This window comes from Colwellia sp. E2M01 (assembly GCF_018860585.1).
GTDB lineage: Bacteria > Pseudomonadota > Gammaproteobacteria > Enterobacterales > Alteromonadaceae > Colwellia.
In genome coordinates this window covers 1-16,115 of sequence record NZ_JAHKPR010000085.1, presented here as the reverse complement: position 1 = coordinate 16,115, position 16,115 = coordinate 1, and the positions used below count along the sequence as shown (strand labels likewise).

The window sequence follows — 16,115 nt, the reverse complement described above, 5'->3', positions numbered from 1 at the left end:
ATTTAAAAAGCTACATTAATCTCGCTCAATAAACACATCAACAAAGTGCCCATAATACAATTTCTTTCCTACTAAATACTCAATTTCGGCTGAGCTAGGATAAGTAGACCATTGTTCGCTACTCGCTTTAACTGCTGCTTCATTTGCCCATGTAAGATGCCAACAGATTTCTTCTTCATTATCTGTTTTGACTAAAATTTCATGCTTGATAATGTTTTTATTTTCACTATTAATTTCCGAGAAAAGCAATTCACTTAGCGCCATAACTCGCGCCAAGTTCTCTTTTTTCACTTCAAACACTGCAAATTCAGTACACCTTGTCATTTTAAGACTTTTCCTTTATTAACAAACAATTAAAAAGTATCGCGTTACCGTTGTTTGAATATTAGATGCAATTCAAACAACTTTTTAGCATCCATTACAATTATTCACAGTGATAACTTGCGAGCTCCGTGCTCAAAGTCACACCTTGTAATTTTAACTGATTAACGCGCTGTAAATATGCTGCGCCTTTTAATAAATGCAAAGCGACATCAACCGCATTACGGCGAGTATAATCTTCAAGATATGTGTCTTTTACCCAACTATTAAAAGCCCCTAAACTTGGACCTGCCCAAATTTGATAGTCCATTTCTCGACCTTTTTCGCCAATGTTAGACCAACGTGAACTTAAGCCTAAATACCAACGAAAAATTAGTGCCATTTTACGTTTAGGGTTTGATTGCGCACGCGCTAACATTTCAGGATCGCGCTCACTAAAAAACGCTTCTGTGCCTCCCCAAACATCATCAAGATTTGATCTAAATATCTGCTTTTCTATTTTTTCTCGTTCATCAACGGGGATAGCTTCAATGGAATCATAGTTAACATATAACTCATAAAGTTTTTTAGCGCGCATGGCAAACATAGAGCCACGTTTAACCACTTGTAATTTTACGCCCATTTCAAACATATCAGCCGCAGGTGCCATAGTTACATCGGCCATTTCAACACCTGCCAATAGTTTACGGGTATGTTCACTTGCGCCAGCTTCAACACAGGCTTGATTCACTGAACCAAGTACAATATATGCCGCGCCCATATTAAAAGCCGCAAGGGCTGATTCAGGAGTACCAATACCACCACCCGCGCCAACACGAAGTGCCGGAGAAAAGTTATATTGTGCTTGAACTTCATCGCGCAGGGCAATAATGGTCGGTAACAAGGTTAAAAATGGACGATTATCGGTGTGACCACCAGAGTCGGCTTCGGCGGTAATATCATCGGCCATAGGAACGCGTTTAGAGAGCTCTGCTTGTAAAGGTGTCACTTTGCCCTGACTTAGCAATTTATCGACTAATTTTTGCGGTGCAGGCTCCATAAAGCGACGCCCTACTTCAGTACGTGACACTTTAGCGATAACTTTATTGCCGATATTAACATTGCCGTCACTATTTTCACTCAAACCAGCTAAACGATACCAAACTATATGCTCAGTTAAACCAAGGTAAGCTGAGGCTTCAACAGTTTTTACGCCAAGCTTTAAAAAGCGTTCAACTGCACCGCGCTCTAATGCTTCTTCTGCGGGAGCATGAATTAAATTGACCGCAAAAGGACCATTTGGCAACTCAGCTTGAATACGTTTAATCGACTCTTCAATCACATCAGGAACTAAACCGGCTGCGCCAAATGAGCATAAAAACCCAGCTTTACCTAAGGCCACGACAAGCTCAACTGAAGCAATACCATTTGCCATCGCGCCGCCATGATAAGCGTATTTAACACCATGTTGCTTTTTAAAGGCGTCATCACCTAAGTCTTCTGGGTTTAGTTGCTGTGCAAAAGCCAATACGTCAGTGCTGTTATTTTCTGTTGACGACTCTAGCTTATCAGTAACCCCCAGTCCTGCTGCCGAGCTAGCAACATACACAGGTTTAGTTAAATCCATCAATGCTGATTTTATTTGTACTGCATCACAGTTAACGTGTGCTGTATTAACTTTCCAAGCCCAATCAATAGCTCTGGCGCTGTTAAATTCGATGTGTTTGCTGTTTGACATGTTTTTCCTAATTATTTTTCTTTTAAACTGATAATACTGGATTCCCGCCAAGACAACGCGGGAATGACGACTGTGAGGTTAGTATTTAATGTTCTCTCAAACAAAGAATCAAAGCTATAGTTTGCTCCTGCCATATAGTTTGCTCCTGCCAATAACCACCAACGATTATAAATTATATCGTCATACCCGAAGTTTCTTGTCGGGTATCCATTTGCTCTATTTTTATTTACGTTTTTATTAACTTAATTCATCATACAAATCTAACCAATCAATATTCGATTTCTCGATCAATCGTATTTTCCAAGCTCTATTCCAATGTTTTAATTGTTTCTCGCGGTTTATAGCATTTTCCATATCATCAAATTGTTCAAAATAAACTAATTTATTAACGTGATAATCACCGGTAAAACCACTCACAACTTTATTCTTATGTTGCCAAATACGTTTCACTAAATCGCTTGTCACGCCAATATATAAAGTGCCGTTCTTTTTACTTGCTAGAATGTAAACACAAGGTTGTTTCAAATTATCCTCCTTGATAATTTATTGTTGTAACACTTATCTTATAAAGAAACAAAAACATGGATTCCCGCCAAGACAACGCGGGAATGACGGCTGTGCGGTTAGTGCTTTACTTACAAAAACGACACTTTCAAACAAAAACTAAGCGTTATATCGTCATACCCGAAGTCACTTGTCGGGTATCCATTTACTTATCTAATTTCTATTTCCAACTACCTGATGACAATATCTACTCATGAAATACTGGATTCCCGCCAAGACAATGCGGGAATGACGACTGTGCTGTTAGTGCTTTACTTTCAAACAAAAACTAAGCGTTATATCGTCATACCCGAAGTCTCTTGTCAGGTATCCATTTGCTTATCTAATTTCTATTTCCAACTACCTTATAGCGATATCTACCCATAAAATACTGGATTCCCGCCAAGACAACGCGGGAATGACGACTGTGCGGTTAGTGCTTTACTTTCAAATAACGACACTTTCAAACAAAAACTAAGCGTTATATCGTCATACCCGAAGTCACTTGTCGGGTATCCATTTACTTATCTAATTTCTATTTCCAACTACCTGATGACAATATCTACTCATGAAATACTAGATTCCCGCCAAGACAACGCGGGAATGACGGCTGTGCGGTTAGTGCTTTACTTACAAAAACGACACTTTCAAACAAAAACTAAGCGTTATATCGTCATACCCGAGGTGTCCTGTCGGGTATCCAGTTTTATTCTCTCATATTTACGTTTAATGTTATTACCCCTCAACAATCGACAACGCAATATCTTTGACTTCGTAAATTCTAAGTCCATCTTTCGATAAATTCGCATCGCCTACCAAGCGCACTTCACCATCTTTTTTGATAATGTCGGTAATATGCACATCCAGTGACATTTGCTTATTTAACGGTGTTATTTGACCGCGATATTTCCATTTAACTACACTGGTTGGTGCAATAAACCTTGGGTTAGCAAACTGTTTACCTAAATCATTTTTAAGTGCGTAAGTTTGCATTAACTCGATGATTGCTTCAACACCTAACGAGCCTGGCATAACTGGGTCTTGGTGGAAATGATAACGGAAGAACCAGTCGGTGGCATCTATGGTTCTTTCACCATAAACATAAGCGATACCAGCGCTTCCACCGCCTTCAACAATCGAAACTGTATCGATGAAGTTCATTTGCCCGCCCGCTAATTTATAATGCGGTTTATTTAGCGGTGCTTGATAAAAACTTAACTGCGGGTCGCGTAAATTAATCACTTCAATATCCGCTATTGGCGTATTATTGTCTTCAAACCACGCATGGGTAATTTTGCCATTATCAATACCCAGCTGATTAGTTAGGGCATCTGCGCCAAAGTAACCAAAAACTGCGCTACCTTTATAAAATAACTCATGCTTATCAATTGATTGTGTTGGGTGTTTTTCATCTTTCACAAATAGCTCAAAGGTAAACTTTTGCACTATCATGCCGCCAGCCATAGTGGTGCTCAGTAATGCGGAGTTATTGATGATGGTTTTGCCTCGTAAATCTACTTGTTTGATTAAGTCCCCCGTACCATCTAGGTTGCGGAAAAATAAATCTTTATCAGGATAAGTTAACGTAGTGCCCATGTAACCAGAAATAAAGCCGTTGGGTTGTAAGGCAATTTCCATAATGATTGAATAAGGCATCCACGCTTGGTGGCTATTTTTACTGAAATACCAAGCATCTTCTGGAACGACATATTCGCTAATACAAGTTGCTGGGTTTTTAAAGTCTAAACGTTCACCTGCCACATCAACTACTTGGGTAACCACTTGTAAATCGCCACACGGTGTACGTGGTGGTACTCGGCTATGTTCAACTTTATTCGTGTAAATATCAAAATCACTGCCAAAACACTTAGAGATGTCACCCGTGGCAAATTCAAACAAATGCCAAGGAGTGAACGGCGTTTGATCAGGTACACGGTTTTGCCCTGCGACCATTGGCGCTGCAAAATGTTGAATGGGGGTAACGCCCTTTTCTTTGGGAGCGTTTAAGTCCGATATCACTTTCATTAACGGACGTTCTGGGTGTTTAAACGGGTTAATACCACGTTCGTCTAAATCTGAATTTTCTGTTGTCTGTACCGTTGTTAATGACTTTTCTGAAAGCGTAGGCGCAACAAGCACAGCATTATCTGGTAGCGTTACTGGATAAGGTGATTTTTCATCTTGCTCTGTGATCATCACCGATAAGTTTTTAAAATCAACCACCACTTTGCCATCTAATAAAATATCAATATTGGCTTTTAAATACGGAAATGGCTGCATACCCATTTCAGTGACTTCCATGCGGTAAGTCAGGGTATTGTGCTGTGGAATAACTTGCCCACGACAACGAACTGTTTGCGACTCACCTGGCATTGGTTGAAAACGCGCGTTATTAACATGGCTGTGCATGCCTAATGACAACATGTAAAACATCGCCATTTGACCACAACCTTCACTCATTAATGAGCCAGCCATTACTTGGTCGTCTTTAAAGTGACACGGAAAATACCAATGCTCTGGCGCTAAGTCTTTTTGTCCCTCCAGTAAACCTAAGCCCCAATGACCTCCTGTTTGATCAATTTTGGTCACCCGCTCTATCATCAAGAATTTTTTCGAGGAAAATTTTAATGATGGGTTACGCCCTTGTTGATCGTATTGCTCGCCAAAACAGCCTGCTACATCGCCATTAACTAGCTTCATCATGTCGTTATAATCGTACGTATCACGATTTCGTGTCAGTAATGGCGTAAAAACTGACTTTTTAGCATTAGCTAATTGGGCTTTGTCACTATCATTTAAAATCACGCCTTTACCGTCTTTTAATTCTTCATCAGTAAAGAAACCCGCACAACCGTTGCGCATAATTAGAACTTTTTTATCACCGACATAGCAATCGTAGTGGAAGAAAAATAACAGTTGTTCGCCATTCTTCGCATACGAGTCAATATGAATTTCATAGCGCAGGGTTTCACCACCAAAGGCCATTTCTTCTAGGAAAGTTAGTTCACAATCAAGTAAACGATAAACCCGTTCACCTTTAGCTTGAAAGTCGATGCCAATAAAAGAGATAAGTAATAAATCACATTGACCAGACTCAACTGACACTGACCAAGGGATTTGTCCGTCAATTAAAAATGGTGCATCAACGGGAATATCATACTCGGTACACATGTAAGATTTTTTATACTCGTTCACCTTGGCATCTAATTCGGTAACACGCGAAACCAGTAAGTAATCAGTGGTTGGCAAGCGTACACGGCGCGAGTAGTTATCGATAATACGATATTCTTCACCAAAAACATTACCAATACTACCTTCGGCGAACTCGACTAAATCAGCAGTATCCCAAATAATATTTGTCGGTTGGTTAAATTGCTCTTTTAGCTGTAAAGCCGGATAGTGATAGCTAGCTATTGTCTGTTTTTGACTTGCTTGAACGATATTTTCCGTTGCTGAACTAGTTTGCATGCTTGCTAGATTACTAGACTGCGTTGCCCCAACTTGCTGTGCGATCATTTGCGCAATGTGAGCTTCTGCTTGTTGGCGATGCTTTAAAAAGGCAATGTGGGTTGCCGCTTCTTGGCTATTACTTTTATTAAACTGTAACTTATTCATTACTGAGTTTTTAGTTGAATTATTGGCTGAATTATTAACTAAATTATTAGCTGATTTCTTTATCGAAGGTTGTGTCACTGTTGCTCCATTTGAAACTGTTGATTCAGTTGCATGGCTAAACCTAGGCTTTATTTGTGCGAGGTTTATAGGATTGAATGTATTGTTTTTTACGGTAAACGCTGAGTTTTGGTTAGCATAACTAAAAGCTTGTTTAATACTCGATATGGTCGAGCTAACCTCACTTTTTTGACTTGAGTTAATAATGGTTTCAGCAATATCGTTGCCACCTAAAGTAATGGTTTTGATCAGCTGACGACGCTTTTTAACTGCTAGGGCTTGCTTTGATGACTCTTGTACCAAAGGCGCTACAATTCTTATATTTTGCTCTGCACTAACCGATGAAAGGATCAAATGCGCGCAACTACCATCTTTGCTTAAACCGTTAATTGCTGCATGTTTTGCTACGTCAGACTTTGTTACTGGTTTTTGTATCCCGCTCGAATCAGATAAAGCCAAGGCAACTTTGATAATGCTCGCCGCACCTGAGGCATTAAAAGTATGACCAATGTTATTTTTAACTGAGCTGATAGACTTCCCTTGATACAAATGAGGTAGGCTTAATGCTTCTGCTTCATTCTCAGAAGCAAAACCACTGTTGTGTGCTTCAACAAAATTAATATCTGTAGCGGTTATTTTAGCTTGCGTTAAGGCTTTATTCGCCGCCACTTCAATTGCTTGGGAATTTGACTCATTAACAAAGCCAACGCCATCAATAGTGGCATACGCTGTTTGCTTATTTTCGCTCAGAGGCTGTAGAACAAATGCAGCGGCACCCTCGCCTATTTTCCATTTTTCTTTTAACTGCTCAATTGCAATTGGTTTCGCACCAATTTCACTCTCAAGCTCAGCATCAATTTCGCCATAGTGTCGTCTTAGGGTAATATTTTCAATTGAGCCTGCAAGATCAACCCCAGCAATAATAACCGCTTCAACATCACTGGTTTGAAATAAGTTTTGCGCTAATTCAACACAGCGATACACAGAGTTTTCTTCTGCAGAAACAGTAATAGCTGGACCTGAAAAATCCCACAATGCGGAAATACGTGATGCCATAATATTGCCAATAAAACTGGTGTATTGATTAAGCTGCGCGGCATAAGCCACACCGTCTTTAGCAATATTAGTAAGTGTTTCGCGTTGTTCTAGGGTTAGTTCAACCCCTTGGGCAAGTAAACTCTCTTCAATTTGTGTGGCTAAATTTACTCGTCCGCGATATTGGTGCAGCTCTAGTTCCATGCCCATAGCTACTAATACTGCAACATTGCTGCCTGGTGTTAACTTGGCATCTTGTGCTGCGTTATCTGCAACTTTCATCATCATTAATTGTTGTGGAATTAAACAATCTTGCTCATTTGGCGGTACTTTAAAGCGTAAAAAATCAAGCTCGAAATTTTCGATATAACCGCCTACTGGCGCTTTAGCTAAGCCTAAGGTTGTCATCACTTTTTGATTATTGTTAATGCCTTTCCAACGTTTTTCGGGTAACTCTCTAAAGGTGGTGCTTTTGTTATCGAGTACTGCTTTAAATTCTACTAGGTTTTCCGCTGAGCCAAAGTGTGCGTCCATACCAGTAATAGCTAGCGGTGCAAGTGGTTTAGGCTGTGTGACTGTTTCTTGATGATCTGTAGCTTTACTTGAGCTAGGCGCTTGCAACACTAAATGCGCATTTGAACCACCAAAGCCAAAAACACTTACGCCTGCGGTTCGAGGCTTGTTCGTTGTTGCTGTATTCTTATTTATCGGCCAAGCAATAGTTTGCGTTGGCATTTGCTCGGCGCCCAAATAACCTTGTTTACTGTTAATTGGCTCATGTAAATTAATGGTAGCAGGAACCTTCCCCTCGTTTAATGCCCAAATCGCTTTGGTCATACCTGGCATACCTGCCGCGGTAAGTAAGTGTCCGAGGTTTGATTTTACCGAGCCGAGCACGGGTTTATGATGTGTAGTGTTGTTTGTGCTTTTATCATAGCGAGAAAAGAAGGTTTCCATCGAGCCCAGCTCAACTTTGTCACCTTTTGGCGTACCTGTTGCGTGACATTCAATATAATCAACATCGGCTGGATTTACCCCTGCATTTTCATAAGCTCGTTCGTAAACTAATACTTGCCCTTTAGTGTTAGGACTTAAAACAAACTCGCCTTTTCCGTCATTAGATAATGCACCACCTTTGATAATAGCGTGAATTTTATCACCATCACGCAGCGCGTCACTTTCTCGTTTAAGCACCATCATGCCCGCGCCTTCACCTGCAAATAAGCCTTGTGAGTTTTTATCAAACGGGGCGTGAATGTTGTTTTCTGGATAAGCTTGAAAGATAGAAAAGCCCATATTAACAAACATTGGATCAGCCGCTGAAACAGCGCCTGCTAACATCATGTCAGCTTTACCCGTGTGTAAATAATCGCAAGCAAGTTTTACCGAGTAACAACTTGAAGCACAAGCAGCATCAAGGGAGAAATGTACAGCGCCCAAACCTGCCGCTTTGGCAATTAGCGCTGAAGGATAACCTGCAACAAGTGCATTATCAGCATGGGTGTTGGCATCGTTACTGGTATTTTTTTCAGCAAAAGACTGTAATATAAAATTGTTATCAACCACTTGCGGTAACGCATCTGCAACCACTTGATGGTACAAAGGCATAAATAAATGATTCGACGATTTAGTCGGAAAAGATAAGTTACCTAAAATCACACCACAGTTGGCTAATTGTGCACTGCGCCAATAGCCAGCATCACGTAATGCTTGCTCGGTTACATACAAAGACCATTGATTTAAATCGTCTAATTGAGAAAGGTATTCGCTCGTTAACTGATTACTGGTATGAGGAAAAGCGTCAGCATTAAAGGTAAAGTCATTGATATAACCGCCTTGTACACAATAAAACTTATCGGTATCACCTTTTTTCCCTGTGTATTTATCTACATCAACACCCATTTGTGCTTTGGTAGCGGTAGAACGACAATCTTGCTTGTTGAGTAATTGTTGCCAAAACGCTTGTGGCGCACTTGAGCCGGGAAATAAATTGGCGATACCTACAATGGCGATGTTTTCCATGAATCTCTCTTTTATCTGTGATCAGATTTTTTATTAATATTGTTTTGCGTACTGCTTATGTTGACTGCGTGTGTTCATTTTTTACTCATAATCATGGTGCCGTAAAATAATCGCTTTAGATCAAGCTTTACGCCATGACTGGTTAATTTTGCGATAGCGCGAAAATAACTTAACTCATCATTCACGCCTTTAGCATTTACCGATACAGTGGCGGCCTTATCTTTCAATAACTTGTATTCTAAATTCTTCTCTACCCAACTCGATAATGAACGACCTGGTCCCATTTCAATAAATACTCGTGCGCCATTATCATAAAGCGCATTCACTAAACGCGGAAAATCAACACGATCACATAAACATTTCGCAATAGAATTAGCGATAGCTTTAGTTAATTGCGGCACAGGTAAATAACACGAACTTGAATACAGCTTGGTATTAATACGTGGGTTAACGTCCATGGTGTATAACTCAACCATGTTGTTATATTCGCTTTTTGCAGGCTCGCTATGAATAGCATTCGCCATATTTAAAGGCATAGCCCGTACGCCCAGTTTGTTAATCACACGCTGGCAATCTTCAGGAAAACCACCAATAAGTAGCTGTTCAGGTGTATTAATGATGGTGCAAAACACTCTGCTTTCATCAACACTTGCCGCTTCAACATCAGCTAATGTGGCTTTTATTGTGTAAGTTTCCCACACAGGTAAAGCCTCATCATGAGCTGAAGAAGGTAGTTGCCAGCGTTCACGTAAAGTGACTAAATCACCAGAAAGGCGTTCATTAAAGGTGACTGAGTTAGCGAGTCGTTTAGTCAGTAAACTGGGTTTTTGCCAACAGCCCAAGGCGGCATACATACTGACTTCACCCATAGAATAGCCCGTGGCAAAATCAGCATTGAGTTTAAATACATCGGTAAATATCTTGGTAAATACACAGCTAAAAGCAACACCTGCTTCGGCGATATCGGCAAGGTTGCCCCGTAGCGCTAAATCACGTTGTTTAAGTTCATTAAAATCAAGGCGACTAATGCTGCGCGGGTTGAGTAAAGAGTCTTTTAAACTATGGCTTATATCATCAGCTAAATTGACAATATCAGAATATATTTCAGGAAATAAATACAATAAATCTCGACCTAAACCAAGGTAGGTTGCGCCAATACCTGGGTACATAAAACAGACATTATTTTCTTGCGCTTGTGCAACTGGCTCAGCGGTAAAATAACTACCTTTAGGTGTTTTCCACTGCGTGCTTTTATTTAAAGCGATATTTGCAAAAGCGGTTTTAATGCCCACTTGTGCTAATTGAATTTCTTTTTGCAGCTCATCAATGGATTCAGCCAATAATGCCAAAGTATATGGTTTAACTTGGCTGCTCTGGTTAACTAGGTATTGTTGATATTGCTGATCGGCAATCAATTTTAACTGATCATATTGCTTTGGCACTGCACTGACTTTGTTAACCGCTTCCATCTCAAGCAGTGTTGATAATTGATCTTGTAAGTCTGTTTCATTGTCTCCACTAACCAAGACTAGCTGTAGTTCACTACAAGCTAAATGACCATTTAAACGAACATCGACTTCTTCATTAACATGTTCACTAAGCACTAGATGACAATATGATTGCGTGGTTAAACAACTATAAGCAGCACTTCGATTACTGCCATCTTGATTTGGATACCAAGGTCGAGCTTCAGTTGGAAAGTAAAAAGGGGAAGCGTGCCATTTAGATAAATTATCTTGCGATCCTGATGACGGTTTAGGCGACTGCCAATCGTTAATTCCTGGAATATAACGTTGTTGTAGAGCAATAACAGTTCGTACTAAGCCAAGTACTTGTGAAAAACCACCGCCCTCACCGGTAACGCTGCGTGCGCAACTTATTGCGGTGGTTAACCTTGCTGTGTTTAACGTTGCGGCAGTTAACGGCTCACCTGAATAATTTTCCAGTAAAACATCAACTTCTAATGCACTTTCTTGTGACGTAGCCAATGCTGACACTTCAACTAAACCAATAGTCTTATCTGATGTTTGTGTCAAAGATTGTTTTACCGCCTTTTGCATATCTGTTTGGTTAACGTCTGATTTTACCAAACTGTTTAGCTCTGCATAGATAGGAAAGCTTTTATCGAGTGCTAAGCTTTTTGATGCGAGTAATAAACTAACAATCCCTGATGCAGATTTATAACCTGTAAATGCTTGGTCAAAACTAATAGTGCTAGCATTAACATTCGCATAAGTTTTAGCACCCGTATTAATATGAGTATTGATACCCATAATAACAACAAGTTGCTGTTGATTTATTAGGTCAACGGCAAGCGTTAAAGCTTTACTAAGTTCACTCACTCCGATAATTTTTTTTTCAACTGGCGTATCAAAATTAGTTTCAGCATCAGTAACAATAATAGCGGTAACGTCTATCGTTTTTAGATATTCATTAGTTTCATCATCACTAAATAACGGGGACAATAGTCGATCTATTATTTCAAAGTATTGCGCACTTGCTGTTAATGGTTTTGTTAAGGCTTTCGAGCCAAATTTAGCAATAGTTGAAGTCTCAACAGCCTTGCCTAAATGCTCTTTACCTAAGTAAAGGACACGGGCAACACGATCAATAGTAGCGTAGTCGCCAAATTGACCGTCAATACCAACAATAGCTAAATCATTCGTTAACATTTAGTCAGTAATTCCTGTAGTTTCAACAGGTAAAAACATCTCATTTAAACTTGCACTCGCGGTTACTTTCGCTGATTTAATCTCAGCTAAAATCTGTCCCGATTCACTGATAAAGTTAATATCCGCCACTAAACTACCGCGTTTTCCGCCCTTACCTGTGGCCTTTACTACGGTTAGTTGTAAATAAAAAGTTTGATTAACTTCAAGCTGTCCATAGACCTGCCAGGCTTGAGTGCTCGACGGTAAACTGCCTAAACCTAATTCTCGCTTTGCCCAAACCAACATAGCTTGATAAGCAAGATCATTTGCGAAGATATTGGCAAAACTGTTGTTATTGGCGTTGCTAGCTGAGTTATTGCTAGCAGCGTTAACCATAAACTCGCCCTGTTTTTGCAATGCTATGCTCGGCACTTTACAACTAAGTAATAAACCGCTTTCGTTACAATCAATAAGGTGAGTTATACCTTGTAAACTCTCGCCATGAAATAAGGTGCCGTTTTGGTACAACTCAGCAGCTTCATTCGCTGACTTCTCTGTTAACTTAGCAGCCACCCCATTAATAAACTGATTATCAACATCTACAACCGCATTATCTTTTTGAACTGAGCTTTTTTGACCTGAACTTTTTTGAACTGAGTTTGTTTGAACTGAATTGCTAGTTAACACAAGCTGAGCACTGTAATGAAATACGGTTTTACCTGTAGTTTCGTTTAGCGATGATATTTTACAATTAAGGAGTAGCTCATTTTCATTTTTAGCAATGCTAGGCTCTGCACTAAGGCCTGCATTACTCATTTCTACGGTAAAATCTATCGCTTGAGCTTTTGCTAACGCTTCGCTATCAAAGGTTACCCCTTTAAGTAATTTGTAATCATTAATCCCTTGTGCTTTATAGTCTGGATATAGACCTAGGGCTACTTCGCTCATCCAAGCAAGTGCACAAACCGTTGGTAACACTTGTTCTTGGTTAATAACATGATCAGCTAAAAAAGTATTGTTAGTCACTTGCAGTGTTTTAATAACGCGTATTGGCGTTACTGACACGGGTGTTGATAAGTGACTAACTAGTGACTTTTTTCCCTTAACAACCTCTGCTGCTGCATCATTAGCTTTACTCGTTGATTGATTTGTTGATTGGTCTTTAGAAAGATCATTACCAACAAGAATTTGCGCACAACGATTGCTCGAGGCATTCAACTCACTTGTTAATAACTTAGCGCCAGCATCAAGGGGAATAATATAAACACCGCGCGCATCAAACATACGTTTTAGCTCAGGTGTAACCATACCGCCATCCCACGGACCCCAGTTAAAACTTAATACTTGAGCATCAGGGTACTGTGCTTTGAATCGGTAAGCGGTCTTATTTAAAATTTCATTAGCAATGGAATAATCAGATTGCCCTGGATTACCGTAAAAGCCTGCCGCTGATGAAAAGAGCACCAAGTGTTTGATATTTTCAGCTTGGCAAACAGATAATAACGATTGTAAGCCGTCAATTTTAGTACGATAAACCGCATCAAACTCGGCTAGTGTTTTTTGCTCGATAAACTTATCGGCTAACACGCCAGCACCGTGAATAATACCGGTAACTTCGCCAAACTCTGTAATAGCAGGTGCAACAGCGGCTTTAACACTGTCGCTATTAGTTACATCAGCGGCAACATAATGCGCTTGTCCGCCTGCTGCTTTGATTGCATTTAAGGTTTGAATAATTTCACGATTCGCTAATATTGGACGAACAAAGTCAGACACTTTCACTGGCGTTGGTTTTTCACCTGAGGCAATAAGTACTTGCATCGCGGCTTTTTTCAACGCAACTTCGTCTTGAAGCCCACTCGCCCAGCTTGGCTCACTTTCTTCATCCGAAGCAAGCAATGGTGAACGACCTAATAAAATAAATTTTGCTTGGTGTTGTTTCGCTATTTCAATAACGCAGTGCGCGGTAACACCTTTAGCGCCACCACTAACTAAAAACACAGAATCTTGATTAATGAGTTTTTCATTGCTTGCTGTAAGTGAGTAACTGTCAGTTGGTACACCAATTAGAGTTAAACGCGATGCTAAGTTATTGCTTAGGTTATCAGTATCATAACCAACCTCAATGAGTGAGCCATCAATATCGAGTAATTCATCACAAATAATGGTTGCTGCTTTATCTGCTGCAAGTTTGCTTGATAAATCAACTAATCGACAAAATACCGGTGTTTCATTATTTAATTGGCCGTTCCATTCATGAGACAAGGTTTTAACTAAGCCCGCTAAACCGCCTTGTACTAAATCCGCTTGTAAATTAGCTTTAACCGCTTGGTTTTGACTAAAACCTAATGTGCCACCTTGATGCGTTACTACCATAAATGTTGCTCTAGCATTTTGGGCTGCTTTAACATTACAAAATTTTGCTAATAAGAACGCTAACATTAACCCTTGTTTTGCTGCATCAGCATATTCAATGGTTTGGTCAATCGCTTGTGCATTACCTTCTTGAATAGTTTGCTCATTCCCTTCTTGTATGTGAACAACAGCATCAAGTTGCCCTTGCTCAGCTAATATGGCGCTTAGTTGTGCTTCATCCAGGGTTTTATCAGCAGTTCCTATTTCAATAACCTTAACCGATTTACTAAATGCTTTCTTAACGTTAGAGTTAAGCCAGTTAGGCTTTAATACACTTACCTGCCAACCTTGTTTAAGTAGCTTTGCACTGACTGAAATTGCTGTGCCACTCCCATCATCAACAATTAACACTTTGGGTTGTTGTTCAATACTATTACCCATAAAGTTTTGAACTATTTTGGTTACTGATGACAAGGCTTGTAGAGCGACCGTAGCACTAGGTGCTGGGTTTTCAATAACTGACTGATTATTGTTAGTAATAACCTCAACTGTTGAGCTTTCTTCTTTGGCGGTTTTAGTGGTTGTTGGTGTTGGATCTGTTGGCGGAACAGGATCAATTTTGCTCTGCACCTTTCCTTGCATGTGACTAACAATCTCTCCTAAAGTTCTTAGCTCGGCTAAGTCTTCTGGGTTTAGCTCTGGTAAGTCACTAATAATGTCTTGTACTGCACCTAGAATTTCAACACGTTTAATTGAATCAATACCAAGGTCGGCTTCCATATCCATGCCAAGTTCTAGCATTTCGGTTGGGTAACCTGTTTTATCTGCTACTACGTCCATCATCACGGTTTGGATATGGTCTAAGTCAATAGTGATTGTGGGCGTTGTGATCACAGTGTTTTCTACGATAGCTTCTTTAGCTATAACAGAAGTAGAAGGCTCAATCGCTGTAACCTTATTCTGCACCTTTCCTTGCATGTAACTAACAATTTCACCAAGGGTTCTTAACTCAGCTAAATCTTCAGGGTTAAGCTCTGGTAAGTCAGTAATAATGTCTTGTACTGCACCTAGAATTTCAACACGTTTAATAGAATCAATACCAAGGTCGGCTTCCATATCCATGCCAAGCTCTAGCATTTCAGTTGGATAACCGGTTTTATCAGCTACCACGTCCATCATCACAGTTTGGATATTCTCTATATCGAAAGCTAAATCGATCGTTACTGCTGGTGAAACTGGTGCTTGTAAAGCTGTTTCAGGTGTTGCTGACACATTAGGCGCTGCTGTGACTATACTTTGCACCTTCCCTTGCATGTGACTAACAATTTCACCAAGGGTTCTTAGCTCAGCTAAATCTTCTGGGTTTAACTCTGGTAAGTCACTAATAATGTCTTGTACTGCACCTAAGATTTCAACGCGTTTAATAGAATCAATACCAAGATCGGCTTCCATATCCATGCCAAGTTCAAGCATTTCGGTTGGGTAACCTGTTTTATCGGCAACTACGTCCATCATCACGGTTTTAATATGGTTTAAGTCAATAGTGATTGTGGGCGTTGTGATCACAGTGTTTTCTACGACAGCTTCTTTCGCTGTAACAACAGAAGTAGAAGGCTTAATCGTTGTAATCTTGCTTTGCACCTTCCCTTGCATGTGACTAACAATTTCACCTAAGGTTCTTAACTCAGCTAAATCTTCTGGGTTTAACTCTGGTAAATCACTAATAATGTCTTGTACTGCACCTAGGATTTCAACACGTTTAATTGAATCAATACCAAGGTCGGCTTCCATATCCATGC

The 16,115-nt window shown here is 40.0% G+C and carries 6 protein-coding genes; all 6 read right to left on the bottom strand.

What is annotated here, in order from left to right:
- Positions 1–15 precede the first annotated feature (15 nt).
- On the bottom strand, positions 16–324 hold the full coding sequence (locus KO502_RS16255) for a hypothetical protein (protein ID WP_216023629.1): 309 nt from the start codon (positions 322–324) through the stop codon (positions 16–18).
- Positions 325–424: 100 nt separating this feature from the next.
- The gene (locus KO502_RS16250; RefSeq protein ID WP_216023628.1) at positions 425–2,038 is read right to left on the bottom strand and encodes a PfaD family polyunsaturated fatty acid/polyketide biosynthesis protein; all 1,614 of its coding nucleotides are present in this window, start codon (positions 2,036–2,038) and stop codon (positions 425–427) included.
- 237 nt (positions 2,039–2,275) lie between these two features.
- A complete protein-coding gene (locus KO502_RS16245) occupies positions 2,276–2,563 on the bottom strand; it encodes a GIY-YIG nuclease family protein (protein ID WP_216023627.1) in 288 nt (95 codons plus the stop codon).
- A gap of 753 nt (positions 2,564–3,316) precedes the next feature.
- Positions 3,317–9,310 (bottom strand): beta-ketoacyl synthase N-terminal-like domain-containing protein, encoded by a 5,994-nt coding sequence (locus KO502_RS16240; protein ID WP_216023626.1) that lies wholly within the window; start codon positions 9,308–9,310, stop codon positions 3,317–3,319.
- A gap of 74 nt (positions 9,311–9,384) precedes the next feature.
- Positions 9,385–11,982 (bottom strand): PfaB family protein, encoded by a 2,598-nt coding sequence (locus tag KO502_RS16235; RefSeq protein ID WP_216023625.1) that lies wholly within the window; start codon positions 11,980–11,982, stop codon positions 9,385–9,387.
- The coding region (locus KO502_RS16230) for an SDR family NAD(P)-dependent oxidoreductase (protein WP_216023624.1) at positions 11,983–16,115 on the bottom strand (4,133 nt) is incomplete at its 5' end.